The organism is Clostridium sp. MB05, assembly GCF_046581255.1.
Lineage (GTDB): Bacteria > Bacillota > Clostridia > Clostridiales > Clostridiaceae > Clostridium.
Genome location: NZ_CP174370.1, coordinates 5,001 through 31,713 on the forward strand (window position 1 = coordinate 5,001; position 26,713 = coordinate 31,713).

26 protein-coding genes and 21 tRNA genes are annotated in these 26,713 nt (G+C 28.3%); 8 read left to right on the forward strand and 39 right to left on the reverse strand.

Annotation, left to right across the window (positions count from 1 at the left end; all coding sequences use genetic code 11):
• Window positions 1-313: 313 nt before the first annotated feature.
• Window positions 314-390: transfer RNA gene (locus ACH36K_RS00020), tRNA-Arg, on the forward strand.
• A gap of 207 nt (window positions 391-597) precedes the next feature.
• Here ACH36K_RS00020 and ACH36K_RS00025 read toward each other — a convergent pair.
• The 24 genes from ACH36K_RS00025 to rph form a co-directional block, all read right to left on the reverse strand.
• Window positions 598-1,206 carry a copper homeostasis protein CutC gene (locus tag ACH36K_RS00025; RefSeq protein WP_322382032.1) on the reverse strand — a complete coding sequence of 203 codons (609 nt, stop codon included), beginning with the start codon at window positions 1,204-1,206 and terminating at the stop codon, window positions 598-600.
• Between the two features lie 146 nt (window positions 1,207-1,352).
• A tRNA-Gly gene (locus tag ACH36K_RS00030) sits at window positions 1,353-1,426 on the reverse strand.
• Between the two features lie 4 nt (window positions 1,427-1,430).
• Window positions 1,431-1,505: transfer RNA gene (locus ACH36K_RS00035), tRNA-Gly, on the reverse strand.
• 27 nt (window positions 1,506-1,532) lie between these two features.
• Window positions 1,533-1,616 (reverse strand) — tRNA-Leu (locus ACH36K_RS00040).
• Between the two features lie 8 nt (window positions 1,617-1,624).
• Window positions 1,625-1,700: transfer RNA gene (locus ACH36K_RS00045), tRNA-Lys, on the reverse strand.
• A 4-nt stretch (window positions 1,701-1,704) separates the two neighbouring features.
• Window positions 1,705-1,779 (reverse strand) — tRNA-Gln (locus ACH36K_RS00050).
• Between the two features lie 5 nt (window positions 1,780-1,784).
• Window positions 1,785-1,860, reverse strand: a tRNA-His gene (locus tag ACH36K_RS00055).
• A gap of 5 nt (window positions 1,861-1,865) precedes the next feature.
• A tRNA-Arg gene (locus ACH36K_RS00060) sits at window positions 1,866-1,942 on the reverse strand.
• 4 nt (window positions 1,943-1,946) lie between these two features.
• Window positions 1,947-2,020 (reverse strand) — tRNA-Gly (locus tag ACH36K_RS00065).
• A gap of 4 nt (window positions 2,021-2,024) precedes the next feature.
• Window positions 2,025-2,099 (reverse strand) — tRNA-Gly (locus ACH36K_RS00070).
• Between the two features lie 26 nt (window positions 2,100-2,125).
• A tRNA-Leu gene (locus ACH36K_RS00075) sits at window positions 2,126-2,209 on the reverse strand.
• A gap of 8 nt (window positions 2,210-2,217) precedes the next feature.
• Window positions 2,218-2,293, reverse strand: a tRNA-Lys gene (locus ACH36K_RS00080).
• Between the two features lie 4 nt (window positions 2,294-2,297).
• Window positions 2,298-2,372: transfer RNA gene (locus ACH36K_RS00085), tRNA-Gln, on the reverse strand.
• Window positions 2,373-2,377: 5 nt separating this feature from the next.
• Window positions 2,378-2,453: transfer RNA gene (locus ACH36K_RS00090), tRNA-His, on the reverse strand.
• A gap of 5 nt (window positions 2,454-2,458) precedes the next feature.
• Window positions 2,459-2,534: transfer RNA gene (locus tag ACH36K_RS00095), tRNA-Lys, on the reverse strand.
• Window positions 2,535-2,539: 5 nt separating this feature from the next.
• A tRNA-Arg gene (locus ACH36K_RS00100) sits at window positions 2,540-2,616 on the reverse strand.
• Between the two features lie 27 nt (window positions 2,617-2,643).
• A tRNA-Gly gene (locus ACH36K_RS00105) sits at window positions 2,644-2,717 on the reverse strand.
• 15 nt (window positions 2,718-2,732) lie between these two features.
• Window positions 2,733-2,808, reverse strand: a tRNA-Pro gene (locus tag ACH36K_RS00110).
• Window positions 2,809-2,812: 4 nt separating this feature from the next.
• Window positions 2,813-2,889: transfer RNA gene (locus ACH36K_RS00115), tRNA-Arg, on the reverse strand.
• 81 nt (window positions 2,890-2,970) lie between these two features.
• Window positions 2,971-3,044: transfer RNA gene (locus ACH36K_RS00120), tRNA-Gly, on the reverse strand.
• Window positions 3,045-3,059: 15 nt separating this feature from the next.
• Window positions 3,060-3,135: transfer RNA gene (locus ACH36K_RS00125), tRNA-Pro, on the reverse strand.
• Window positions 3,136-3,291: 156 nt separating this feature from the next.
• Window positions 3,292-3,771 (reverse strand): YfcE family phosphodiesterase, encoded by a 480-nt coding sequence (locus tag ACH36K_RS00130; protein WP_411169051.1) that lies wholly within the window; start codon window positions 3,769-3,771, stop codon window positions 3,292-3,294.
• A gap of 10 nt (window positions 3,772-3,781) precedes the next feature.
• Complete coding sequence (locus ACH36K_RS00135; protein ID WP_411169052.1) at window positions 3,782-4,393, reverse strand: XTP/dITP diphosphatase; 612 nt, start codon at window positions 4,391-4,393, stop codon at window positions 3,782-3,784.
• 5 nt (window positions 4,394-4,398) lie between these two features.
• Window positions 4,399-5,145, reverse strand: a complete 747-nt coding sequence (rph, locus tag ACH36K_RS00140) for a ribonuclease PH (RefSeq protein WP_411169053.1) — start codon at window positions 5,143-5,145, stop codon at window positions 4,399-4,401.
• A gap of 123 nt (window positions 5,146-5,268) precedes the next feature.
• Between rph and ACH36K_RS00145 the strand changes: the two genes are divergently transcribed.
• Window positions 5,269-6,786, forward strand: coding sequence for a hypothetical protein (locus ACH36K_RS00145; RefSeq protein WP_411169054.1), 1,518 nt, complete (start codon window positions 5,269-5,271; stop codon window positions 6,784-6,786).
• Between the two features lie 62 nt (window positions 6,787-6,848).
• On the opposite strand, the gene ACH36K_RS00150 is transcribed toward ACH36K_RS00145, so the two are convergent.
• Window positions 6,849-8,351: an ABC transporter substrate-binding protein gene (locus ACH36K_RS00150; RefSeq protein ID WP_411169055.1), complete on the reverse strand. Its 1,503-nt coding sequence runs from the start codon at window positions 8,349-8,351 to the stop codon at window positions 6,849-6,851.
• A gap of 161 nt (window positions 8,352-8,512) precedes the next feature.
• Here ACH36K_RS00150 and ACH36K_RS00155 point away from each other — a divergent pair, with 161 nt between their 5' ends.
• Window positions 8,513-8,773, forward strand: a complete 261-nt coding sequence (locus ACH36K_RS00155) for a hypothetical protein (RefSeq protein WP_322379388.1) — start codon at window positions 8,513-8,515, stop codon at window positions 8,771-8,773.
• Between the two features lie 159 nt (window positions 8,774-8,932).
• Here ACH36K_RS00155 and ACH36K_RS00160 read toward each other — a convergent pair whose 3' ends face one another.
• From ACH36K_RS00160 to ACH36K_RS00170, 3 genes are all read right to left on the reverse strand, one after another.
• On the reverse strand, window positions 8,933-10,477 hold the full coding sequence (locus ACH36K_RS00160) for a sensor histidine kinase (protein WP_411169056.1): 1,545 nt from the start codon (window positions 10,475-10,477) through the stop codon (window positions 8,933-8,935).
• Window positions 10,478-10,505: 28 nt separating this feature from the next.
• The gene (locus ACH36K_RS00165) at window positions 10,506-11,204 is read right to left on the reverse strand and encodes a response regulator transcription factor (protein ID WP_411169057.1); all 699 of its coding nucleotides are present in this window, start codon (window positions 11,202-11,204) and stop codon (window positions 10,506-10,508) included.
• Window positions 11,205-11,479: 275 nt separating this feature from the next.
• On the reverse strand, window positions 11,480-11,779 hold the full coding sequence (locus tag ACH36K_RS00170; protein WP_411169058.1) for a thioredoxin family protein: 300 nt from the start codon (window positions 11,777-11,779) through the stop codon (window positions 11,480-11,482).
• A gap of 109 nt (window positions 11,780-11,888) precedes the next feature.
• Between ACH36K_RS00170 and ACH36K_RS00175 the strand changes: the two genes are divergently transcribed.
• On the forward strand, window positions 11,889-12,596 hold the full coding sequence (locus ACH36K_RS00175) for a superoxide dismutase (protein WP_411169059.1): 708 nt from the start codon (window positions 11,889-11,891) through the stop codon (window positions 12,594-12,596).
• A 145-nt stretch (window positions 12,597-12,741) separates the two neighbouring features.
• On the opposite strand, the gene ACH36K_RS00180 is transcribed toward ACH36K_RS00175, so the two are convergent.
• The 7 genes from ACH36K_RS00180 to ACH36K_RS00210 form a co-directional block, all read right to left on the reverse strand.
• Entirely contained in the window at window positions 12,742-13,851 is a 1,110-nt protein-coding gene (locus ACH36K_RS00180; protein ID WP_411169060.1) for an ABC transporter ATP-binding protein, read from the reverse strand.
• 24 nt (window positions 13,852-13,875) lie between these two features.
• On the reverse strand, window positions 13,876-14,352 hold the full coding sequence (locus tag ACH36K_RS00185) for a hypothetical protein (RefSeq protein WP_411169061.1): 477 nt from the start codon (window positions 14,350-14,352) through the stop codon (window positions 13,876-13,878).
• 260 nt (window positions 14,353-14,612) lie between these two features.
• Window positions 14,613-16,712 carry a HelD family protein gene (locus ACH36K_RS00190; protein ID WP_411169062.1) on the reverse strand — a complete coding sequence of 700 codons (2,100 nt, stop codon included), beginning with the start codon at window positions 16,710-16,712 and terminating at the stop codon, window positions 14,613-14,615.
• 98 nt (window positions 16,713-16,810) lie between these two features.
• The gene (ftsH, locus tag ACH36K_RS00195; RefSeq protein ID WP_411169063.1) at window positions 16,811-18,703 is read right to left on the reverse strand and encodes an ATP-dependent zinc metalloprotease FtsH; all 1,893 of its coding nucleotides are present in this window, start codon (window positions 18,701-18,703) and stop codon (window positions 16,811-16,813) included.
• Window positions 18,704-18,728: 25 nt separating this feature from the next.
• Window positions 18,729-19,283 carry a signal peptidase I gene (gene lepB / locus ACH36K_RS00200; RefSeq protein ID WP_411170635.1) on the reverse strand — a complete coding sequence of 185 codons (555 nt, stop codon included), beginning with the start codon at window positions 19,281-19,283 and terminating at the stop codon, window positions 18,729-18,731.
• On the reverse strand, window positions 19,280-19,504 hold the full coding sequence (locus ACH36K_RS00205) for a DUF3006 domain-containing protein (RefSeq protein ID WP_411169064.1): 225 nt from the start codon (window positions 19,502-19,504) through the stop codon (window positions 19,280-19,282). The genes lepB and ACH36K_RS00205 overlap by 4 nt, the downstream gene beginning before the upstream one ends.
• Window positions 19,505-19,679: 175 nt before the next feature.
• Window positions 19,680-20,357, reverse strand: a complete 678-nt coding sequence (locus ACH36K_RS00210) for a hydrolase (RefSeq protein WP_411169065.1) — start codon at window positions 20,355-20,357, stop codon at window positions 19,680-19,682.
• A gap of 246 nt (window positions 20,358-20,603) precedes the next feature.
• On the opposite strand from ACH36K_RS00210, the gene ACH36K_RS00215 reads away from it, so the two are divergent.
• Together ACH36K_RS00215 and ACH36K_RS00220 are read left to right on the forward strand one after the other, a co-directional pair.
• Window positions 20,604-21,800: a DUF1576 domain-containing protein gene (locus ACH36K_RS00215; protein ID WP_411169066.1), complete on the forward strand. Its 1,197-nt coding sequence runs from the start codon at window positions 20,604-20,606 to the stop codon at window positions 21,798-21,800.
• 3 nt (window positions 21,801-21,803) lie between these two features.
• Window positions 21,804-22,148: a hypothetical protein gene (locus ACH36K_RS00220; RefSeq protein ID WP_411169067.1), complete on the forward strand. Its 345-nt coding sequence runs from the start codon at window positions 21,804-21,806 to the stop codon at window positions 22,146-22,148.
• Between the two features lie 18 nt (window positions 22,149-22,166).
• Here ACH36K_RS00220 and ACH36K_RS00225 read toward each other — a convergent pair whose 3' ends face one another.
• Complete coding sequence (locus tag ACH36K_RS00225) at window positions 22,167-22,670, reverse strand: NAD(+) diphosphatase (protein WP_411169068.1); 504 nt, start codon at window positions 22,668-22,670, stop codon at window positions 22,167-22,169.
• A gap of 58 nt (window positions 22,671-22,728) precedes the next feature.
• The gene (gene sfsA / locus ACH36K_RS00230; protein WP_411169069.1) at window positions 22,729-23,427 is read right to left on the reverse strand and encodes a DNA/RNA nuclease SfsA; all 699 of its coding nucleotides are present in this window, start codon (window positions 23,425-23,427) and stop codon (window positions 22,729-22,731) included.
• 566 nt (window positions 23,428-23,993) lie between these two features.
• Between sfsA and ACH36K_RS00235 the strand changes: the two genes are divergently transcribed.
• Together ACH36K_RS00235 and ACH36K_RS00240 are read left to right on the forward strand one after the other, a co-directional pair.
• Window positions 23,994-24,695 carry a DUF1700 domain-containing protein gene (locus tag ACH36K_RS00235; RefSeq protein ID WP_411169070.1) on the forward strand — a complete coding sequence of 234 codons (702 nt, stop codon included), beginning with the start codon at window positions 23,994-23,996 and terminating at the stop codon, window positions 24,693-24,695.
• On the forward strand, window positions 24,695-25,678 hold the full coding sequence (locus ACH36K_RS00240; RefSeq protein WP_411169071.1) for a DUF4097 family beta strand repeat-containing protein: 984 nt from the start codon (window positions 24,695-24,697) through the stop codon (window positions 25,676-25,678). The genes ACH36K_RS00235 and ACH36K_RS00240 overlap by 1 nt, the downstream gene beginning before the upstream one ends.
• Window positions 25,679-25,771: 93 nt before the next feature.
• On the opposite strand, the gene ACH36K_RS00245 is transcribed toward ACH36K_RS00240, so the two are convergent.
• Window positions 25,772-26,062 (reverse strand): DUF3892 domain-containing protein, encoded by a 291-nt coding sequence (locus ACH36K_RS00245; protein ID WP_322413656.1) that lies wholly within the window; start codon window positions 26,060-26,062, stop codon window positions 25,772-25,774.
• A 60-nt stretch (window positions 26,063-26,122) separates the two neighbouring features.
• Window positions 26,123-26,704 carry a response regulator gene (locus ACH36K_RS00250; protein WP_411169072.1) on the reverse strand — a complete coding sequence of 194 codons (582 nt, stop codon included), beginning with the start codon at window positions 26,702-26,704 and terminating at the stop codon, window positions 26,123-26,125.
• Window positions 26,705-26,713: the final 9 nt, after the last annotated feature.

Consider the following 26,713-nt stretch of genomic DNA (forward strand, 5'->3'; position numbering starts at 1 on the left):
TCTATTTATTTAAAATTATTCATTATTTTTATAGCATTTTATTATTATTTCTCTATTTTCTACATATTGATACACCTGGGTGTGTTTAATATTATTAAATCACATTATTATGCATATTAACACTTTAATTCCATTACTTGTCTATTAATATACGTAACAAATACGTACATATAATAACTAGCTATATTACTATATTGAGCAATTGTATTAAAAACAAAATAATGAGTTAAAATTTTAGAAATCACTAAATTGTAGAAATTTTATTTTATTAGTATTATAATATATTTTATATCTGTAAAATATATTATAATAAGCATCTATAGCTCAGTTGGATAGAGCGTTGGACTTCGAATCCAGTGGTCGGGGGTTCGAGCCCCTCTAGGTGCACCATATAAAACTTAAAATATCAACATTTTTATATATTTAGCATATTCAAAATGTTGATATTTACTTTTTATCCAAACTTTTCTCCAATAGAATAAGTTTAAAATTTTTCACATCTTTCATTACAAACTGATAAATAATTTCTTTCTCAAAAAAATAGCTAAGCAATATATCCTAATTTACAACTATATTACTTAACTATTAAATAATTATCTATACAATTTTTGTTCCATGTAATTCCTTTGCATTTGTTTTTTCTATAACTAAATCTCTATTTTCATTAGTTATCCCTGCTCCCGGCATTATAACTATTCTGTCTTCAGCATATATAATTAATTCTTTTATCTTTTCTAGATTATTCAATGCAGAGATTTTTCCACCTTTAGTTAATATTCTATCTATCTTTAAGGCAACTAATTCATCTATTGCTGCTTTCTTATCTTCAATTTCATCAAATGCCATATGAAAAGTTATTTCTAAATGTCCACTTATTTCTTTTACCTTTTGTATAAAGCTTTTATCTATTTTATTTTCGTTTGTTAATGCTCCGATTACAATAGCATTTGCCCCCAAATTTCTACACATTTCTATATCAAGACACATTATTTCCTTTTCTATTTCACTATATACAAAATTACCACCTCTTGGCCTAATTATTACATTTATAGGTAGGTTCATATTTTCTATAGTTTTCTTTATAGTGCCATAACTAGGAGTAGTACCACCCTCATTTAAGTTATCACACAATTCTATTCTATTTGCACCATTATCTCTTGCTAAGACAGATTCCTCATAACAACCAGTACATGCTTCAAATACCATACTTTCCTCCTAATTTTTTTCTAAGAACTCTAACTACATATAATTATTCTCATTATTTATCCACAACATAATTTTTTTCAACAGCCTCCTAGTGTTTTGTGAGAATAAAAAAATAAAGACAACTAAATCCTAGTTGTCTTTTCTTTTGGAGCGGGTGATGAGAATCGAACTCACGTAACTTGCTTGGAAGGCAAGGGCTCTACCATTGAGCTACACCCGCATATTGGAGCGAAAGACGGGACTCGAACCCGCAACATTCACCTTGGCAAGGTGACGCTCTACCATTGAGCCACTTCCGCTTATGCTAATATTATTTTTAATATATATGGTGCAGATGAAGGGAGTCGAACCCCCACGCCAATGGCGCTAGATCCTAAGTCTAGTGCGTCTGCCAATTCCGCCACATCTGCATATATATTGGTGGCTTACCCGGGAATCGAACCCGGTACACCTTGATTAAAAGTCAAGTGCTCTACCGAATGAGCTAGTAAACCAAGTTGGCTGGGATAGCAGGATTTGAACCTACGAATACCGCAGTCAAAGTGCGGTGCCTTACCGCTTGGCGATATCCCAGCGTATGGGGTGAACGATGGGACTCGAACCCACGACAACCAGTGCCACAAACTGGCGCTCTACCAACTGAACTACGTTCACCATAATGGTGCGTGTTAAGAGATTCGAACTCCTGGCCCACGCCTTAGAAGGGCGTTGCTCTATCCAGCTGAGCTAAACACGCGTATTGGAGCGGGTGATGAGAATCGAACTCACGTAACTTGCTTGGAAGGCAAGGGCTCTACCATTGAGCTACACCCGCATATTGGAGCGAAAGACGGGACTCGAACCCGCAACATTCACCTTGGCAAGGTGACGCTCTACCATTGAGCCACTTCCGCTTATGCTAATATTATTTTAATATATATGGTGCAGATGAAGGGAGTCGAACCCCCACGCCAATGGCGCTAGATCCTAAGTCTAGTGCGTCTGCCAATTCCGCCACATCTGCATATATATTGGTGGCTTACCCGGGAATCGAACCCGGTACACCTTGATTAAAAGTCAAGTGCTCTACCGATTGAGCTAGTAAACCAAGTTGGCTGGGATAGCAGGATTTGAACCTACGAATACCGCAGTCAAAGTGCGGTGCCTTACCGCTTGGCGATATCCCAGCGTATGGGGTGAACGATGGGACTCGAACCCACGACAACCAGTGCCACAAACTGGCGCTCTACCAACTGAACTACGTTCACCATAATGGTGCGTCATCAGGGGATCGAACCCGGGACACCCTGATTAAGAGTCAGGTGCTCTACCAACTGAGCTAATGACGCATATCTGGTGCGTGTTAAGAGATTCGAACTCCTGGCCCACGCCTTAGAAGGGCGTTGCTCTATCCAGCTGAGCTAAACACGCGTATTACCATTAATATATTATGTTTAATGGAGCGGGTGATGAGAATCGAACTCACGTAACTTGCTTGGAAGGCAAGGGCTCTACCATTGAGCTACACCCGCATATTATGTTTTAAGTGGTCGGGGTGACAGGGATTGAACCTGCGACCTCATGGTCCCAAACCACGCGCGCTCCCATCTGCGCCACACCCCGGCAATGGTGCGTGTTAAGAGATTCGAACTCCTGGCCCACGCCTTAGAAGGGCGTTGCTCTATCCAGCTGAGCTAAACACGCATATTCGTTAAATGACATTAATTATTTTATATCATTAATTGCCACTTGTCAATATTTTTTTAAATCACATTTTAAAAAAATTGGAGCGGGTGATGAGAATCGAACTCACGTAACTTGCTTGGAAGGCAAGGGCTCTACCATTGAGCTACACCCGCATATTATGTTTTAAGTGGTCGGGGTGACAGGGATTGAACCTGCGACCTCATGGTCCCAAACCACGCGCGCTCCCATCTGCGCCACACCCCGATATCCTCTATATCTTTCAGCGACAATGTTTATTCTACAATAGGAATAGCAATCCGTCAATACATTTTTAAAAAAATAATCTATATATAAGAATTTTATAGGTTTAAATAGATATTTAAAAATAATGCCTATTTATAACGGATTGCATAAAATTTATCATTCTATTTCTTTTAAATAAATCTTAGTTTTATTGTTATCTAATATTTCTATAAATCCCAAAGTCTTCTTAGCTCTTCCATAAGGTAGTGTTACACTTCCTGGATTCATTATAGTTAATCCATCATGTTCACTTATTAAGGCCTTATGAGAATGTCCGAAAAGAACTATGTTAGCACCTACTTCTTTTCCCTTATAGAATATAGTATTATATTCATTCTTTACATTATACATATGTCCATGAGTAATAAATAGTTTCAAACCCATTATTTCAATAATTCTTTCACTGGGATAATCCATAGTAACATCACAATTCCCTTTAACTGCATAGATTTCTCCCTTAAAATCATCCATTAATATTTTTATATCTGATGCCCCATCTCCACAATGTAATATAATATCTACATCTACTAAATACTTTTTTATAGAAATTAAAGATGAAACCTCATAATGAGAATCACTCAATACAGCAATCTTCATATTCTTCCTCCTATAAAAGTTCTTTTATAATTGCATCAACTTTTTTTAAAGCAGCCCCTCTATGGGATATTTCATTTTTTTCTTTAATTGTCATCTCTGCTAATGTCTTATTAAGAGGTTCATACAAAAATAATGGATCATATCCAAAACCATCTTTTCCTCTCCCCTCTTCTAATATATATCCCTCTACCGTTCCAGTCACTGATTTATATGATTTTCTTTCATCTATTAAAGCTAGTTGACATACAAATCTAGCTTTTCTATTTTTATAACTAACGCCCTTTAATTTTATAAGTAATTTCTCATTATTTTTCTTATCATTTCCATGTTCTCCTGCATATCTTGCTGAGTAAACTCCAGGTTCTCCATTTAAGTATTCAACTTCTAAACCTGAATCATCTGACATCACGATAAAATCGCTTTCGCCTCTGTTTATTAATTCTTTATATATCTCTTCACTTTTCTTTTTTGCATTTTCTTCAAATGTTATACCATCTTCTTCTACATCTATATCTACTCCTATATCATTTAAAGAAAGTACTTTAAGTGGTATATTTTCTAAAACTTTTTTTATTTCTTTTATCTTTCCTTGGTTATTGCTTGCTATTATAAGTTTCTTCATAAGTATTACTTACCTCCAGTACCTATCCAAAGGGCATCCATCTTTAAGGATTCTTTTTGTATTTGTACCATTTGTTTTATTCCCTTTTGTGCTAAATCCAAAAGTTCATTTAAATCACTTCTACTAAATGGTGATTCTTCACCAGTACCTTGTATTTCTATGAATTCACCTTCATCTGTAGCTATAACATTCATATCAACCTTTGCATTAGAATCTTCTTCATAACATAAGTCTATAACTTTTTCATTCTTTACTATTCCTACACTAGTTGCACTTACAAAGCTTCTTATTGGATAAACATCAAAAGGTTTCTCCTTATGAAGCTTATTTATAGCATCTACTAAAGCTACAAAAGCTCCAGTTATTGATGCAGTTCTAGTTCCACCATCAGCTTGAATAACATCACAATCTATCCATATTGTTTTTTCTCCAAGTGCTTTTAGATCCATAACTGACCTTAAAGCTCTTCCTATTAACCTTTGTATCTCCATAGTTCTTCCATCCAGCTTTAGTCTAGCTATATCTCTAACCTTTCTAGTTCCTGTTGATCTTGGAAGCATATTATACTCTGCTGTTATCCAACCTTCTCCTTGCCCCTTTAAAAAAGGCGGAACTTTATCTTCTATGGATGCAGTACAAATCACCTTTGTATCTCCAACCTCTATTAATACAGATCCCTCTGCATATTTTGTATATCCTCTAGTTATTTTTGTAGCTCTTACTTGCTCATTTTTTCTTCCATCTATTCTCATGATTTGCCTCCAATTCTTAATATTATTAAAATTTATGCACTATTTTAATATTAACCTCATATTATTAATATAAGGATTAATGAAGAGGTGAATAAATTGCGATATATAGGACCATTTTTTAGAATGAATAAACTATCCCAAAAAGAAATTAACGGCCAACTTTTTCACTTATCAAAAGAGGCCATAAGGACATTAGTCCTTGAATCAAAATGTGGATTAGTAGATTCAATTAAAAATTATAAAAAAACATCGTCCTCCATTGATATTACCACATCTGGTAATTTTTCTCCACTACTATGTATATATAGAAAATCTTCTCCTAATTATATTCATAGTAAAAACTATAATGGATTTGATGAGGATTCCTTTAAGAAGGATATATCTCCAATAACTAATGCATTAATGACTACATCAATACTACAATTAACTACTTATTACTCAAGATTTAAAGATGCTGATGAAAGATTATATTCTTATTCTCAAGTATATAAGAAACTAGCAAGAGAACAACTTGATTTTTATTCAATGAACTTAAGAAACAATGAAGGAGTATTTATCGAAAAGAAAAATCTGTCTGAAAATAACCATAAAGGATTTAATCTTTCTGATAAAAGTAATAAATTTAAGTTTTCTGACCAAGCCTGCATGATGGTTGCATATAATCTATATTCAACATTATTTCCAGAAGATGAAATTTCAGAAGACTATAATAAATTTTCATTAGAAATATTACAAATGCTTATAGAGTTTAAGGAAAAAATTTACGAATGTTCTTTCGAAGAAATCTGTAAAATACTTACATCTATTAATATTTTTTATAGCTTTTCAAAAAATTTAGACTCTCAAATATTAATTATTGATTTAACAGATTTTCTAATAAATAAATTTGATGAAAAAGACTACTATGTCGATTCTTTAGATTTTACGTGCTTATTTTGCATAAACTTGATGCTATCATTTAAACATACTCAAATGATTACATTTAACGAAAAGGCAAGGGAAATAAATAATAAACTAGTATCTTTATATGATGATGAAAAGGAAGTTTTCCTTAAACTTTCTGGTAAGAAAGAACTGAAATACTCATGTTTTGATGTTACTTTCTATTTCTTAGCTATTATTATCTATGCAAAAGAATCTAATAGATATGGTGAATATAGAAATATGATATCATCATTGTATAGAAAGTATTTTATTAACTCAGGTTTAATAACTTGTTGGCCAGAGGCTCCTACATTAGATGATGCTGAAAGATATAAGGGTTTAACATTAAATTCAGCTGATATGCTAGAAGAAAACTTTTTTAGAATGCCAACAACATCAACACCAACTAACTTGGGAATAGCTCCTATTTTTAATAAAAGTATTTCTTACTCTAAAAAAAGAGATTCATTTTTATCATCAAGTTCTTCATTTGATAGCTTTAAAAATATGTATATATATCAATTAATAATTTTTCTATTTAAAGATGACTTTATGAATGAAATAAAACTTATTAAATCAGACTCTCCAAAAAAACTAAGTAATAGTACAGATTCTGCTAGTAAACTTACAATCAATGATGTAGCTGATGACCTTACTCAAAGTAATATAACTGCTGTTGAAGAAGAAGAGTTTCTAAACCCTGAAATTAATGAATAATTTGATAGATATACACTAAATATATAAAACAAATCATAAAGACCTTGGTGTAGCCTTAGTCTTTATGATTTTTCTATTTTATTGTAATCTATATTCCCATTTCCATCTAATATCATATTTTTTATTCTACTATTTACGGCTATATTATCATTGTAAAAAACTAAAGGAAGCATTTGATAAGTATTAAATAATTCATCTTCAAGCTTAGAAAATGTATTTAATTTTTCCCCTTCTGTCTTAGCTAATAGTAATTGACTTCTATGCTTTTCTGGAAGAAAGTTTATAAGCACACTATATATAGAGTTATTAGATGATACACTTGAATCGCCTTGAATTAAAGCTATATTATAATAATTTACATCCTTTATTGAAGCAACTTCTTCTTTTGTTATAAGCTTGTAACTTAAGTATATATCAGTATTATTTTTAAACCACTCAACAATATACTCGCAAATTTCCTTATTTTGAGTACTTTCTTCTGCAACTAATACAACTTCTTCAGGTTTATCCCATTGAACTATTTCATTACTCATAACTTTTCTTGCTTGAAGCTTTAGTAAATCTTCTTTATCTTCTCTAAAGTAACTTCCTTCTGCTAATTCTATAAACATACTATTTTCTAATTGATACTGTTCCATAGATCTATTTAATAATCTATATATATCTTTTTTGCCTTCTAATGGTATAATATCGGAATTGGGGTTAAAGGTTAAATACATAGCTTTATTTGATTCTAAAGTTATAAGCCTATTTTCTCTACTCAATCGACTTAATTGGCTTTTAGGTGGATTGATAACTATATCCCTTCCCCCTACTTCAAAAGCTGCCATAGCTAATTCTTCACCTTCATCATCCACAATTTTTATAGTTTCAACTAACTTAGGATTTATATTGCTATTTCTTTTAAGTGTTAATTCTGTTATTGTCATTTCTGAAATTTCATAACATCCTGAATAAATTAACTTATCATAATTTTGTTTTATATTTTCCCATAACAAAACATTTTTTCTAAGTCTATATTGTGGTTCAGTTAGCTCTTTAATAAACTTGTCATCCTTAGAATTTAATCTAAATACAACATTATCCTCACCAGCTCTTATTCCAACATTTTCAGTAAATGACCCTTCTCCATCCCTAAAGTTTTTAGCTCCATATACATTTAATAAAGCTCCTATATTTTTTTCATTTTCCTCTGTCAATATTTCTCTAAAAAAGGCTACTATATCTTTTGGTGTTATTTGGGTTCCATCACTCCAATAAGTATCTGATTTTATTTTAAAGTCATACTCTAATCCATCTTCGCTAACTTTGACACCTTCTGATAATGAAGGTACTATATCTTTAGAAGCATTTAATTCAACTAATCCTCTACTAGTTGCACATACTATATCCTGTACTCTTTTATCTAAATTTCCTACAGATTTAAAGTCAGATGGTACTGAAGATACTGAATATGTAAATACTTCTTTGTTTTCAGTTGTTTCCTTATTTACTACCTCTATAAACCCCAGCAAGAATCCAATCAATAATACTGTAGATATTACTAATAATATTACTTTTTTCATATATGCTTCTCCTTCTGATTAATATCTTTTTTAAATTATAGACATTTAAGCTAAATACTAATCATTAATATGAAATTTTATACATTTATTTTAATTTAATCTAAATTATATTATTTTCTATGATATAATATTTTTATATAAAAATTTGGAGGTAATATAATATGGACTTAGCTGTTCAAATTTTTCAAATAGTATTCTATAGCATAGGTACTTTGTTTATGATAACTTTCTCTATAATAGGAATATGGAGCTTCATTATCTTTAATAAAACGCATAAAGCTAGAAGAATACAAAATTATCTTTTAGAAAAAATATATCAAGCTATCAATCAAATAACATATAAAAGTAGCAGTTCTCTTAATGAAAATTCTGATGAGGAATTACTTGGTGTTGATGATTTAATAGATGAAGATGAAAATTAAAATTTTCCAATTACAATGGAATAAAGATAATAAAAATAAAAATGTACTTTATAGAATAAACTTTTTTTAAAAGCCTCTTCTATAAAGTACATTTTTATCTCTTTTCTATTTTCATTTAGAAATAAATACAATTTCATACTAAATAAAACTTTGTAAATTTTATTTTTCAAATGTTGTAATTACCTTAAATAAGTCTCCATCTATTTCTATATCAAAAGTACCACCTTGTAATTCAATTATGCTTTTCGCTATAGCTAGTCCAAGTCCAGATCCTTCTGTACTTCTAGATTTATCTCCTCTTTTAAATCTTTCAACAATTTCTTCAGCTGTAAAATCTAACTGATATGATGAAATATTTTTCATTATTATAGATACTTCTTTTTCTTCACTTATAACTTCAATATATACTCTAGATTTTTTCATTGAATATTTAATTATATTATTTATTAAATTTTCAAATGCCCTAAATGTTTTTCTTCCATCTAAAAATAACATAGTTTTTTCATCTGGCCATTTAGTTATTATATTTAATTCCGCTAAGGATATCTTTTCTTCTAACTCACCTAAAATTTGTCTAAGTAATGATACTATATTTAAATCTTCTTTTTGAAGTTCTATACTACCCGATGCAACTTTTGAAGCTTCAAATAAATCTTCTATTAAAATTTTAAGTCTTTTTGATTTAATATCTAAAACATCTATATACTTATCCCTTTTTTCTTGTGATAAGTTTTCTTCCTTTAATAAACCTACATAATTTATTATAGATGTAAGAGGTGTCTTTAAATCATGAGATACATTTGTAATTAATTCACTCTTCATTCTTTCGCTTTTTATAGCCTTACTTACAGATTCTCTTAATCCATCTTCTATATTTATAATATTCTTTTCTATATCTTTAAGAATAATCATTTGATTATCTTTAACTTCTTTTTCATACTCTCCATTTGTAATTTGATTTGATTTGATTTTTAATACATTCACTTCTCCAAGTATTGTGATTATATAGGCAGTCAATAATATCATATATAAAATGACATATGTTTGCGCTGTTAATACTATATTATATGGCCAGTAGTAATAATGTATAATAATTACTTTAATACACACTAATGCTAATATTGTTAGTAATATTAATATGCTTACTTTTACTCCTGTAGCTTTTATCATATAACATTGTTTAATTTTATTTATTACGATAACTAAAAATTCTTTTATCATAAATTTAATAGGCTTCTGCTTTTTTCTTATAATTAGTATTATATCTTTTATGAATAAGGATGTTAATATTACAAATATTAATGTAGATAGTATTATAAAATTAGAATATAGCCCTCCATCATAATATACAATAACATTATATCTTAATTCATTTATAAGAAATATTAGCAAAATAGGAATTATAATTTTTATATCCATTGGTAATCTTGTATACATAATTACTAAATATTTTTTTAATATAAATTTACTAGAACTTCGTTTCCTACTTATAATTAATATTATATCTTTTATAAATAAATATGTTGGTAGTATAAATATTAATGTAGCTAGTATTATAAAATTACAATACAGTCCTAAATTGTAGTGAGGAATAACATTATACACTAACTCATTTATAAGGCATATTAACAATACAGGAATCATAATTTTTATATCCATTGGTAGTTTTATATATAATTTTTCCATTGATTTTATTAGAATCACTCCCTCCTAAATTTAATTATAAAAGTACTTATTTTTTGTCAATTTTGTATCCAACTCCCCAAACTACCTTTAGATATTGAGGATTTCTAGGATCTACCTCTATCTTCTCCCTAATTCTTCTTATATGTACAGTTACTGTATCTACGTTATATGCAACTTCATTCCAAACTCTTTCATATATCTCTTCTATAGAAAATACCCTTCCTAAATTGCTCATAAGAAGACTTAAAATTTTAAATTCTAGTGGTGTTAGCTTGGCCTCTTTTCCATTAACAGTTACTTCTTTATTATTATTATTTAATTCTAATCCTCCAACTATAATTTTTTCATTATTTTCCTCTTTATTTATAGAAGAAAATCTTGTATATCTTCTTATTTGTGAATTTACCCTTGCTATAAGTTCTAACGGATTAAACGGCTTAGTTATGTAATCATCTGCTCCTAGGTTTAATGCTAAAATTTTATCTGAATCCTCCGATTTAGCAGATAGCATTATTATTGGTATTTCTTTTTCCTTTCTAAGTTCAATTGTGGCTCTAGTACCATTAAGATTAGGCATCATTATATCCATTATTATTAAATGTATACTTTCTTCTTTAGCTATTTTTAAAGCTTGTATTCCATCATAAGCAATAAATACATTATATCCTTCATTTATAAGATAAATCTCTATTGCTTCTGTAATTTCCTTATCGTCATCTACTACTAAAATGCTTAACTTACTCATAAGTCCTCCCAATATCTTTTTATTAATATTTTACCATAATATAGATATTAAGTAACCTTGCTCTTATTAATAAGTTTAATTTGAGAAAATTAAGAAACTGCTATCATATTTATTAAAAGTTTCTTAATAAAAAAGTGGACATATGTAAGTTTACTTATTCCGTCACTCCGCTCCAAGCTAACGCAAACTTACATATGTCCACTTACAAACTTAAGGTAAGGCTAATTTTTCACATTGAATTACTAAAAGCATTATATAATTACATTTTCAAACCTTTACCTATAAATTAAACTATAATATCTATCTATTGAATTTTTAAATTCTAAAACATCAAAATATCTTCCTAATCTCAATGCTTCTTTTCCATTAATAAATAATAATAAAATAGGTAGTGAAAATATATCATGTTGTGCTGCTAACTCTTTATTTTTTATTGCATTAATTTCTAAAAATTTTATTTCTTTATATTCTTTTATTAAAAATTGAACTTTTTCTTTGATAACATCACAAGCTCCACAATCTGATCCACTAAAATATATTATACTTATTGAATTATTCTTTATTAATTCCTCCATACTATCACCATCTTTTCCTTAAATTATCAATATAGCTATTATATCACTTTCACTATTTATTTATAAAATAATATTTTAAAACAAATACTAGTTTAGGAGGTGAAATAAAATGAAAAAGAAACTTAACTTTTTATCATTAATAGCTTTATCACTTGTTACTTTTATAACTTTAATACCATCATCTTTAGCTACAGGTAAAAGCTTAGGAGATGCACAATTTCAACTTAAGCCACTCCCATACGCTTATGATGCATTAGAACCATATATTGATAAAGAAACTATGATGCTTCATCATGATAAACATGAACAGGCTTATTTAGATAATTTAAATAAAGCTATTGCTAAACATCCTGAATTATATTCTAAGGGCATAGAAGGAATCTTAAAGGATTTAGATTCAATCCCATCTGATATAAAGCAAACTGTTATAAACAACGCAGGTGGTGTATATAATCATGACTTCTTCTGGAGTATAATGAGCCCAAAGAAAAATCAAAGTCCTAAAGGAGATTTATTAAATGCAATAAATAGAGATTTTGAATCTTATGATAATTTTAAGGTTAAATTCAAAGAAGCTGCATTAGGTAGATTTGGATCTGGTTGGGCTTGGTTAGTTTTCGATAAGGATGGTAAATTGTCTATAATTTCTACAGCAAATCAAGACTCTCCTATATCTATAGGTTTAACTCCTATTATAGGAATAGATGTTTGGGAACATGCCTATTACCTTAAATATCAAAATAGACGTGCTGAATACATAGATAATTGGTGGAATGTAGTTAATTGGGAGCAAGCTGAAAAAAATTATAAAAAATAATTTGAAAAATATTTATTTTTTTAATAGCTAATGCATATTTAATAAAGAGGTCTATATTATGCTTACTAAATTTCTCTAGTTTACCTTTGTTAATTACATAAAGGGGTACGCGTTTCGCGCACCCCTTTTCAGATTCTTAAATTTATTAGAATATTGTGTTTTGTTCTTCTTTATCAAAGATATGAATTTTATTAGCATCAAATCCAAATTCTATTGAATCTCCAATTTTATAATCAGCACCAGTTCTTGATTTAATTATAAAGTTTGCTCCATCCTTCTTAACATGGATATATGTTTCTGCACCTAAATTTTCTTTTAAATCAACCTCTCCTTTAAAAGTAACAACTCCTGGATTAGCCAACTCTTCTTTTAAATGATAGATATTTTCTGGTCTTACACCAACTATAACTTCTATATTTTCAGCATTCTTTTCTTTTACAATATTAACTTTGTCTTCTGGAATTTCAATTAATTTATCAAATACCTTAACATAGTTTTTACCATCTTTAACTAAGTTTTGTCCATATGTCATATTCATTTGAGGACTTCCTATAAATCCTGCAACAAAAAAGTTTGCTGGGTGATTATAGATTTCAGTTGGTGAATCAACTTGTTGAATAACTCCATCTTTCATAACAACTATTCTTGTTCCTAAAGTCATTGCTTCTGTTTGGTCATGTGTTACATATATAAATGTTGTATTTAACTTATTATATAACTTAGAAATTTCTATTCTCATTTGAACTCTTAGCTTAGCATCAAGGTTTGATAAAGGCTCGTCCATTAAGAATACTTTAGGACTTCTAACTATAGCTCTTCCCATAGCAACTCTTTGTCTTTGTCCACCTGATAAAGCCTTTGGTTTTCTATCTAAAAGATGTTCTATATCTAATATCTTTGCTGCTTCTCTAACTTTCTCATCTATTTCTTGCTTTGGTAGCTTTCTAAGCTTTAATCCGAATGCCATATTTTCATAAACTGTCATATGAGGATACAATGCATAGTTTTGGAAAACCATTGCTATATCTCTATCCTTTGGTGCTACGTCATTTACTAATTTATCATCAATATATAATTCTCCACCAGATATTTCTTCTAATCCTGCTATCATTCTTAATGTTGTTGATTTACCACATCCTGATGGTCCAACAAAAACTATAAACTCTCTGTCTTTAATGTCTAAATTAAAATCTTGAACTGCCTTAAATCCATTTTCATATACTTTTTGAATACTTTTTAAAGTTACGCCTGCCATAATTTTCTCCTCCAATTTTATATATTAATAAAATGCTAATGGATTAACTCTTTTAATTAAATTTGTTAAATTTTCATCCATAGCTAATTGAAATCCTACCATTCCTTGAGATGTTTTTGCCATATAAATTTTATCTTTTAACCCAGTATCCTCTAAATAAGCTTTTACAATTTTATTATTTGTTTCACCAATATTTTCCGAGTTCTTTACACTTGATATATCTCTTATATTGAAGCTCCCTATTTCTTTTCTCTTACTCTTATTCATTATTTTGAATATTACTAGTTCGTTTCCTGTAAGCTCATATTCATATTCAACTATAAGCTTTCTAGATAAAATAAAAATAATTAAATATATTAAAGCAAAGACTGCTGCAATTATAAAGTTAAACATTACTAAAAACAATAGTGCAATAACTAATGATACTTTAGATAGAATATTCAATATTCGCTCTAAACTGCTATAATCTTTAGTTTGGAATTGTTCATAAAAACACTCCACTCTTCAACCCCCCTTTAATATCGTTTACAAGAAGCTTATGTTTTTATTATAATAGCTTTTATTTTAAATTCAATCTTATTAATACCATTATCAATTTTTCTTAAATTATGACTAATAAAAATTTAAATATATTGTGAAATGTTACAAAACAATAATTATTTTATTATTATTTATAAAATAATATCCAGGGATATTACTCTCTGGATATTATTTTTAGTAATAATATTTATTTAAACCTCTATCTTAATATAAGTATAATTTTATCTAACTTTTATAACTGATAGTCTATGCAATGCCCTAGTACACATAATATATTTAATTAAATTATCAGTATTTTCATCAAAATCAACAACAATTACAGCATCAAATTCTAATCCCTTTGCATAATATGATGGAATAAGAACTCTTCCTCCTTTATATACTACATCTACATTATTAAATGCTAGCATATTAGTATACTTCTTAAGTTCTGGAGCAATAATATTAAGTTCATCTTTTCCCTTTGTTATAATAGCAATGTTCTCATACTTCTCTTCTTGGTAATCTTCTAATAAATTCAATATAACATCTATTAAATCTTCCTTATCATTTTTAGGAACAACTGTCTCTAAAACATCAAACTCTCCTTTTCTAACAAAAGGAACAACTGCATTTTCATCTAAAAGCTTGCTTGCATATTCCATTATTTGATAAGTTGATCTATAACTTTTGTTTAGTTCAAATAATTTAAAGAACCCTCCAAATATATCTTTCAATTTTAGCATAGCTGATGTTTCTTCTGCTTTAATAAGTCTTTGGTTAGAATCTCCTACTATAGTATAGCTTCTGCAGCCTGTTAATTCTTTTAAAACTATAAACTGTAACATATTATAATCTTGAGCTTCATCTATAACTATATGCTTTATTTCAGTTTTAGATTTTTTGCCTTCTAATTTTATCATTAGATAAAGAATTGCTGGTAAATCTAAATAAGATAATTCTTCAGTATTTATAAAGTCTTTATATATTTTTACAACACTTTCATTTTCTATCCAATTATCTATTTCATCTTTAGCTTTCATTACTTCTCTAATTACATCTCTTATTTCAAGCTTTCTTCTAAACTCTATATTATTTTCTTCAATGACTAATTCTTCTGCAGATAATCTTGCTTTTTCTTCTTTTGCCTTTATATTAATTTCTCTTACCTTTTCATCTCTTTTGTCTTTTATTTTAGAAATAAGTATCATCTTTATTTTATTACTTCTTCTAAATATCGGCATATATTTATAATGCTTATTGAATAACTCATCTATTTCATTTATAGAAACTATTTCTTCACCTAAAAATTTAACTGGATTAATATTAAAATAGTTTTCCTCTATATTTTCTACTTCTCTATCTAATTTTTCTATAAAATCATTTGATGACTTATATTTTATTTCATTTAGTATACTTTCATTTCCATTTAAAACTTCTTCTAAGTAATAAGTTATATCTTTTACGGTTTCTTGCAAGCCTATTTCCTTATATGCAAAAGATAAAAATGTTTCATTTATTACTGCTGTTTCTCCTAAATTAGGTAAAACTTCTGAAATATAATCCATAAATATATCATTTGGACCCAAAATTAGTACTTTATCAGTTAATTGATCTCTAAAATTGTATAAAAGATATGCAATTCTATGAAGTGCTATAGTAGTTTTTCCTGAACCTGCAACACCATTAACTACAATAACCTTATTTCTATCAGCTCTTATTATTTCATCTTGTTCTTTTTGTATTGTATTTACTATATCTTTAAGTTTTTCTCCAGAATTAGATGAAAGGACCATTTGTAGTATTTCATCTTGTATATTTATATCAGAATCAAAATATCCCTCTAACTTAGCCTTTTTTATAATTAATTGTCTTCTTGATAATATATTTACTGGAATTTCTCCTTGTGGGCTTTTATAACTAGTTTTCCCAAGTACTCCTTTATAAAATAATGAGGAAACAGGAGCTCTCCAATCTACAATAACTGGATCATAAGTTCCTTCTGGTGTTAACCCATATCTACCTATATAAAGTTCTTCTGAATACCCATCATCTATAAATCCTATTTTACCAAAGTATGGTGATTCTTTAAGTTTAACAAATTCAGATAATCTTTTATCTATTGTTTTGTAGGATTCCTCCTTTATATATCTCTCATGATCGAAATACTCTATAAGTTTATCTTCATCATCTCTATATTCCTCAATATATTTTTTTCTATAGTCAAGTATATATTCTGATATGCTTTTTCTTTTTTCTATATATTTAAGTGTTTCTTCATTAAGTATATTTAATGTATTTTTTAGATTTTCTTCTTCTCTTAATAGTTCTATTTTATCCAAGAGTTATTCCCCCTTTGATTTTATATATTTGTATGATTAAGAAAGAGTGTAACAAAAAATTATGTACACCCTTTCGTTAACTATTTCATTGATCTTTTTTAAATTTCTTTTACTTCATCAAATTTCTTATTTTTCTTATCTTTCTTATCTTTTAGTTCTGGATATTTTTCATAAACAAACTCCATAAACTCATCTCCAAATATAGTTTCTTTCTCTAATAGATATTCTGATATTTTATCAAGCAAATCTCTATTTTCATTTAATAGTTTTCTAGTATTTTTGTGACAAGTTCTTATTATATTTAATATTTCTTCATCTACAAGAGTTGAAGTATCATCACTACATTCTCTTACCGCTCTTCCATCTAAATATCTATTTTGAACTGATTCTAAAGCCATCATATCAAACTTATCAGTCATACCATAAATAGTAACCATACTTCTTGCTGTTTGAGTTGCTCTCTCAATATCATTAGATGCCCCCGTTGAAACGAGATTAAATACCTCTTCTTCAGCAGATCTACCACCTAATATAACCATTATTTGACTTGTTAATTCTTCTTTTGATACTAAGTATTTTTCTTCTTCTGGTAATTGCATGGTATATCCTAAGGCTCCCATAGTTCTTGGAACTATAGTTATTTTATGAACAGGGTCAGTTTTGTCTAATAAAGCTGCAACAAGTGCGTGACCTACCTCATGAAACGCTACTACCCTTTTTTCCATAGGAGAAAGTATTCTGTCCTTCTTTTCTTTTCCTGCAATTATAACTTCAACAGCTTCTCTTAAATCTTCTTGCATTACAAATTCTCTTCCATGTTTAACTGCTCTTAAAGCTGCTTCATTTACTATATTTGCAAGGTCTGCTCCAACAGCCCCTGGAGTACTCTTTGCAATTTCTTCTAGATTTACATCATCTCCAAGCTTTACCCCTTTAGAGTGTACTTTTAATATATCTATTCTTCCTTTTAAATCAGGTCTATCTACTATTACTCTTCTATCAAATCTACCAGGTCTTAATAGTGCTTTATCTAATATTTCTGGCCTATTTGTAGCTGCTAAAATAACTATAGCTTTTGATGAATCAAAACCATCCATTTGAGTTAGAAGCTGATTTAATGTTTGTTCTCTTTCATCATTTGCTTGAAGCTGAGAATCTCTGCTTTTACCTATAGAATCTATTTCATCTATAAATATTATACATGGAGCATTCTTTTCTGCTTCTTGGAAAAGATCCCTAACTTTAGCAGCTCCCATACCAGCAAACATTTCAACAAAGTTTGATCCTGAAATTGATAAAAATGGTACATTAGCTTCTCCAGCTACAGCCTTAGCAAGCAACGTCTTTCCTGTTCCTGGAGGTCCGACTAAAAGAGCACCTTTAGGAAGCTTAGCTCCTATATCAGTGTATTTTTCAGCATTATTTAAATAGTCTATTATTTCCTTTAAAGACTCCTTAGCTTCATCTTGCCCAGCTACATCATCAAAGGTTATCTTTATATCATTTTCTTTGTAAATCTTAGCATTGCTTTTACCCATTCCCATCATAGGAGGTGTTCCCATTTTTCTTCCGATTTTCCCAGCAATAAACCTAAAAATAAAGAAGAATATTATAGGAGTTATTATCCATGTAATAATAAATTCTATTATATAATTATTTTGAATTGCTTCTGCTCTAAACTCTACACCTGCTTCATTTAAAATGCTTATTAAATTAGGATCATCAACATTTCCTGTGTACAATATTTTACCGCTTATTTTATTACTACTATCTTCCTTAGGTAATATTTTTATTTCACTTGATGAAATTGTAACACTTTCAACTTCCTTATTTTCTACCATACTTAAAAACTCATTATAAGGTATTTCTTGAGTAGTCATAAAATTTTTTGTTGATGTAAAAGCGTATAAAAATAGAATTGCCATAATCGCATAAAATATTGAATACTGCTTTTTCTTATTATTATTTTCTTCTGTATTTTTATTATCCATAATTCTTCCTTTCCATATACTTATTTTACTCTATTTTTCCAATTTGATTAAAAGGATAAACCTTAATTTGTGCTTTTCCATTTATATCCTTTCCATCTATATATGGGTTAATCCAGTATCTTGAATCTTTTGACCAAAGTCTATTATCTCCTAGAAAAAAGTATTTTCCTTCTGGAACTTGGTATTCACCATTAAATTTATCCTCAGCTCCTATATAATTTTCTTCAAGCATTTCTCCGTTTACAAATACTTTACCATTTTCTATTTTTATTTTATCTCCTGGTAATCCTATAAGTCTTTTTATTAAAGACTCTTGAAGTTCTTCTGAGTAAAATACTATAATATCTCCTCTTTTAAGCTTCTCTGGATTATAGACTCTTGTAACAAAAAGTCTATCTCCAACATTTAATGTAGGAACCATAGATTCTGATGGTATTAAAACCTTAAATAGTATAAACTTATTTATAAGAACAGCTAATATTATTGCTGAGATTATTGGAATTCCCCACTCATTCATGAAGTTTTTCATAGAATTTTTATTATTTTCTTCTACTTCATTTACTTTATCTTTTTCAATCATTCTTCCCATAACCCTTTCATTATTGTATTAATTTTTTCACGCCTCAACTTTGTAGCTTCTTCGTCTATAAAGTAAAGACCATCTTTTTTAATTAAAATATCTCCTTCTTTTACTGTTCCTATTATATCACTTTTTTTAATATTAATTAAACTATTTACTTTTGTTTCTAATATAACATAATCATTCTCAATTCTATCAACTATATATTCAGTTTTATCCATAATATATTTACTATTATTCACCTCTTCACTTTTAAATCTTATATTTTAGTATATCATATTTATTATAAATTTAAATAAATAGATTAAATCTTATTAAGAATAAAATAAATAAAACCACTATGGTTTTTCATAGTGGTAGAATTTCTTAATTGAAACTAAATATATTTTTATAATTTTAATTTTGATCTCTATATTTATCCATTAAACTTCCCATTACATCTCCTGATGGAGGTGGAGTGTATGTTATAGCATTTGCACCTGCTTCTATGGTTCTCATTATAGTTTCTTCTGTAGGACCACCTGTTGCTATTATTGGAAAGGAAGGAAATTGTTCTCTTATCTTTCTTACAATATTAGGAGTATTTTTACCCCCTGAAACATTTAATATAGTTGCTCCTGCTTCTATTCTTTCAGCAGCATTTTCACACTCTGAAACTACAGTAACAATTACTGGTATGTCTATAGTTTCTCGTATTTTTCTTATAATATCATTTGCTGTAGGTGCATTAACTACTACGCCCATTGCACCTTTGAACTCTGCATCTAAAGCTAGATTCACTACTCTTTTACCTTGAGTTATTCCTCCTCCTACTCCACAAAATACCGGTACATCCGCTGCCATAACTAAAGCTTGAGTTATAAGTGGTTGAGGAGTAAAAGGATAAACCGCTATAATAGCATCTGCATTAGTATTTCTTATAATAGCAACATCCGTAGTAAAGAGTAACGATTTTATTCTTTTTCCAAATATCTTTATTCCAGTACATTCTCTTATACAAGAAGGAACCTCTATTACATGGCTTCTTAATATACCTTTTATCTCTGGTACTTGTTTTTGCTTCTTAACCTCCATACCAAACTCCCCCTATTTTATATTTAACTATAGTTTTTTTTCAGTTATAATTATATTATACTCCGTTAACCATATATCATATATTTAAATATATATAACCATCTAATTTTATAAAATTAATTTAATTTAATCAATAGTATTTGTTAATAATTTGAAATTATTGTGCAGAAATTTATTTTAAAATCTTGAGAGGTGATTTTTATAAGAAAAAGAAAGTTATACCCCCCTTATGTTGTTTTATTGTTAATGTATATATTTTTTATTGTTGTTGCATTTATATTAGATACACCAAGTGAAATCTATTTCGGTTTAAAGAAAATAATTTTAAGTCCGGATATTTTAATAACAGATTATGTTGAAATAGGAGGAATTGGCGCATCACTTGTTAATTCTGCTTTAACAAGTATTCTCTCTATATTAATGTTAGTATTAACTGGAGTTAAGCCTAATGGATCTACAATTATGTCTTTATGGCTAATGACTGGATTTGCATTCTTCGGTAAAAATTTATTAAATATTTGGCCAATAATTATAGGAGTTTATCTTTACTCCAAGTATCAAAAAGAACCTTTTCTTAATTACACATTAGTTGCTTTACTATCAACAACTTTAGCACCTACTGTAAGTCAACTAAGTTTTACACCATATTTTTCAACTTTATCAGGAATAACTTTAGGCTATACAATAGGTATTTGTACAGGTTTTATTTTAGCACCTATAGCTTCGCATTGTATAAAAGCTCATAATGGTTATAACTTATATAATATAGGCTTTGCTGCTGGTTTATTTGCTACTTTATTAATGTCTATACTTAGAGCTGTAGGAATAGAATTTGAGACTAGAATGATATGGAATACTGGATCTAATCACATATTTTCCATTCTACTAATTATAATTTCATCATATTTAATATTAATTGGTTTATTTCATAATTCTGACCCCAAAGAAAAATTAATGTATATAATTAAACAGCCTGGTAGATTAGTTAGTGATTTTTATTTACTCTTTGGAGAAACATGTTATATTAATATGGGTATCCTTGGATTTCTAGCCACTTTTCTTGTAATTATTTTAAACGGAGATTTAAATGGACCAACCATTTCCGGAATATTTACTATAATTGGATTTGGAGCTTTTGGTAAACATATAAGAAATGTTACTCCTATAATAATTGGTGCATTATTAGGAGCTATTATAAATATAAACCCTATAAATTCACCATCTTTAATACTTTCTATTTTATTTTCTACTGCGCTTGCTCCAATTGCAGGTAAATTTGGATGGAAAATAGGAATATTAGCTGGTTTCTTGCATGTAAATATGGTTACAAATATAGGATATCTTCATGGTGGTCTTAATTTATATAATAACGGGTTAGCTGCTGGCTTTGTTGCAATGCTTCTAATTCCAGTAATCAACATATTTAAAAAGGAGCTTATCTAAAAAATGAAATTTAAATTTGAAAAAAACCTTAGAATAATAAATGAATTAATCACCTATCTTTATAAGTTAGGGGCTCATGATATTCATGTTACAATGCACACGGAGGAAAACTCTTCTCAATTCCTCATATGGGGAAAAGTTAGAGAAATTGATGACATAGAATTATCTAATTTAAGAAATATATTAAATACTAAACGCCAACATGAAGTTGAAGAGTACTATTGGAGTTTAGGTGGAGAATATGAACTAGATGGGGAACTTTCATTAGTTGGAATGATGATAGATAAAGCTGATATAACTTTTAATGATAATATACTAACTTTAAAAATATATAGAAATGATTACTAGTAAAAAAATAAGAGAAGTTTATTCTTCTCTTATTTCTTTTATCTCTAAAACCTTTTTTACTACTTTTGTTCCTATTATATCTTCCTTCATTTCATCTAAAGCACTTGAAAGCTTGCTCCATCCCATACCTTCAACTTCAGTAGATTTTTTTATAGTTCCTGAAACATAGTCTGCCATAAATGTTATCATTAAGATTTCTTTATCTTTTACATAGTCAGATCCTAGATATGTAATATTATTTATATCAATTCCAGCTTCTTCTTTTACTTCTCTATAAACTGCTTGCTCTGCCGTTTCGTTGTTTCCAACATATCCTGATAATAAAACCTTAGAATTTTCAAATATATAACTTTGCTTTAGCAATAATATCTCATCTTCTTTAGCTATAGCGACCATTATACATGGCTTTGGTGTGTCAAAAAACATAACATCATCATGTGCGCAATAAGGTACACCACCCTCATCCCAACTATATTTTTCTTCTAATCCTTTACCACATAAAGGACAAAACTTGTACTTCATAATACACCTCTTAATTCAGCAAATAATATTAATATAAGCTTATAATCATTTTAATCTACTATTTAAATATTATATCAACAATATTATTTATTTCAATTCCTTCTCTATCAACTATGCAGCTGTACGCCATTATATCTACATGGTTTTCTTTTGCCAATCTTAATGCATTACCAAATTCAACATCAGTTATATCATTAGGAGAAAAGGTCTTAACATTATCTAGTTGAATTAAAAATAAAATTCCTGCTCCAAAACCTTTTTTCTTCGCTTCTATAAGCTCCATTATATGTTTTACCCCTCTTTCTGTTGGAGCATCTGGAAACATACAATGTCCATTTTCCTCTAATGTTACTCCCTTAACCTCTAAATAATATATTTCCTTTTCATCTTCTGTGGATAACTTAAAATCAAATCTACTTTTTCCAAAAGTCTTTTCTCTGCTAATTTTAGTGTACTTATTCAAAATATTAATTTTTTTATTAACTAATGCCTCATTAACTACTTTATTAGGTATTTGAGAGTCTATACTAATTAAAGTATCTCCCTTAATAGCTGCAATTAAATCATACTTTGTTTTTCTTGTTGGATTTAACTCTTCTCTTAAAAATACCTTTGTTCCATCTTTTAATATTTCTTTACATCTTCCTGTGTTAGGAACATGTACAACTATCTCTTCATCCTTCAATATAACTATAGCATTAAATCTATTTGGTCTTTTTTTAAATACTGCTTCATATATATTTTTATTATATTTCATTTTTCTCTCCTTAAGTTAGATTATCTTTCTAAATTTCAACAAACTTTAGCATATATTTTATCCACATTCCTTATTAATATATAAGTTGTCCACAGGCTAAATCTAAATAATCCTTAATTTCTCTATATTTATAGTATTAGTGTAACATTATCCACAGTTTTTATCCACATTTTGTACAAACTGTGCATAACTTTATTTTAACATATGAAACTAAAGGATTTTAACCACTACACTCTAGTACATATATTAACGTTCTTTGCCAAAAATCATCATATTGTTACAAACATATATTCTTCGCATATATATTGTGTCAATACCTTTTTTAAAAGTTTTCAACAGTTTTTACAAGTTGTCCACATTTTGTGGATAACTTTCCACACTTTTAACATTTTTCCACTTCTTAATATTTACTTATCTACATCTTAAAATTTTCTTAAAGGTTATCTATCACCTTGTGATATATAATACTATTTCATATACTAATATTAAATAAATGTTTTTAATAACCTCGCTAAAAGAAATTTATAAATTCTATTAGTAATGTTATTATAGGGGGTATAATTATAATGACTAAAGATACATTTTTAGATATTCTTAAACAAGGTTTAAATGACTTTCCAGAAGGAAAGTTAAGTGATATTTTATATGATTACAAAGAGCATTTTGATATTGGCTTTGCATCTGGAAAAAGTGATGATGAAATAATTAATGAACTTGGAAATCCATATGACATAGTTGATAAATATAGAAATGGATACTTAAAAAAATATCAAGCTCCTTTAAATGAAGAAAATATAAATAATGAAGAAGATTTAAAGTATAAAAATGCTTATAATTCAAAACAAAATCATAGTGATTTAAATTATCATGATCAATATGCACATGAAAGCCAAAAAAGATCTTCTAATAATTTTATTATAACATTAATAATAATAATTCTTAGTTTAATCCTATTTGGACCAATAACTCTTGGGATAGCAGGAACTATATTTGCTATTATAATCTCTTTAATAGTTACTACTCTTTCTATTAGTGTTGTAGGTATAGGTATTCTCCTTGGAAAAGTTGCTACTAATACAATAGGAATTTTTATTTTTCCTTCATTTATATTGGATTTTCCAAATTCAGTTATAGCTTTTACTGTCGCTGGAAGCTCGCTATTGTTTATATTTTTAATATTAAGTTTATATTATGTAATAAAACTATGTGTTATATTAATTAAAAGATTAGTAAATTGGATCTCTTCAAAAATAAAGGAGGAAAAGTAATGACGAACAAAAAAATAATTAGCACTAAAATGAAATTCTTTATGTCTTTTCTCCTAGTTTCATCTATAATATGCTTCAGTACCGCATTTTTTCAATTATATTATAGTAATTTTAAGCTTAGCAATTATTTTAATGCAAATGAGTCTATACTTGAAGATCTTTTTAATAAGCACTCAGTTAATAGAACTAATACTATAAACGGAGATGAAATTTTTTCAAAAACATTTAATTTAAATGAAATTGATAATATAAATATAGATTTTAATGGATATACTGTTTTTCTTAAAAGTTATCCTGGTGATACTTTAAGCTTATATGCATACTCTAATGAAGGAATGCAAATACAAAATAATAATGATTTTATATCAAGTAATGTAGACAATAAGACATTAAATTTATTACCATCTAGTAATTTATCTTCTGTTGTAAATAATAAAAAGAATATTGACTTTTTAATAAAGATACCTTACTCATATTCTAATAATTTAAGTGCAAATTTATTCTCTGGCAGTATAAAATTAGATAATTTAACGCTAAAATCTCTTAATTTGAAGTCAATTAGCTCTGATATATCTCTTAGTAATATAACCTGTGAAGCTTCAAATATTTCTAACACTAATGGAAATATAACCACTAACACTTTTAGAACTAAAGATTTATATCTAAATACTATAAATGGTAATATATCATCAACAGAGCTTTCTAGTAAGGTAATGCTTTCAACTGTTAATGGAAATGTTTCAGCCTTAATTTCACCATCCCTAACTAATATCGATATTAATACAACTTCTGGAGAGGTTTATTTATCTACACCTAATGATAGTAATTTATCCATTAACTACTCAACAGTAAATGGAGATTTTTATAAAAATAAAGATAATAACAAACAACTTAATAAAGAAAATGTTTCATTAACCCTTGGAGATGGCTCAACTAAAGCCAATATAAAAACAGTTAGTGGAAACTTAAATCTATCATATTAACTATATAAATTAAGGCTAAGGAACATATATTAGTTTTTCCTTAGCCTTTTTATTTAAAATAAATTCATATCATAACTTAAATTATTTTGTATTCTATTTTACTGTTGGTAAAGAACTTAAATTATTGTTCTCGTCTTGGTCTGGAAGACTTCTTAAATATTCCTCACCTTTCCTAGATATAGAAACTGAAACACCAGCTATTTCACCACTCTTAGCCATTTGAACTCCTTCTTCTTTTGATATCCTTTCTCCAGTTGAAAGTTCATACCCAATTATTTCACCAGACTTTTTAACTACAGCTCTTATTGATTGTGCATTACTATGTGGTGTTTGCACCTCTTTATTTTCTGGTAATCTATCAATTGCTTCATTTTTTTCTTTCATAAATAACACCTCCTGTTAAGTATAGTGTTATTTTATCCATTAAGAGTTTTTTAATTCAAATCAGTTAAATAACTTATATATCTCTTTAAATCTATTTGCTTCTTCTATATTGCCAGCTAATTCATTAACTTCACTTATTAATAAATATATTTCCTTATTATATGGATCTATTCCTATTGAAGCTTTTAAAAGATCATGAGCGGCTTCTATATTATTTGAATTTAACAACTCTCTTACTTTATCTAGATTATCCTTTATGTTTTCATTATCATTCTTATTATCTAAATCTTTATTTTCAATTTCATCCAATACAAGATTTATTCTGTCTGGTGAAAAAGGTTTCTGTAAATATGCTACTGCTCCTAATTTAGTACATTCTATTGCATTTTTCACAGTTGCAAAAGCTGTCATTATAACAACATGACAATTAAACTTAATATTTTTTAAAACTTCTGTTCCACTTATTCCTGGCATTCTTATATCTAAAAATATTAAATCTATATTTTCATTTACATTGTTTATTATATTTAATGCTTCAATACCATTGTCTGCCGTAATAACCTCATATCCTCTCAACTCTAAGCAAGTACTTAATAATATTCTTATATTTTTTGTATCATCAATCACTAAAACCCTCTTCATATAATCAGC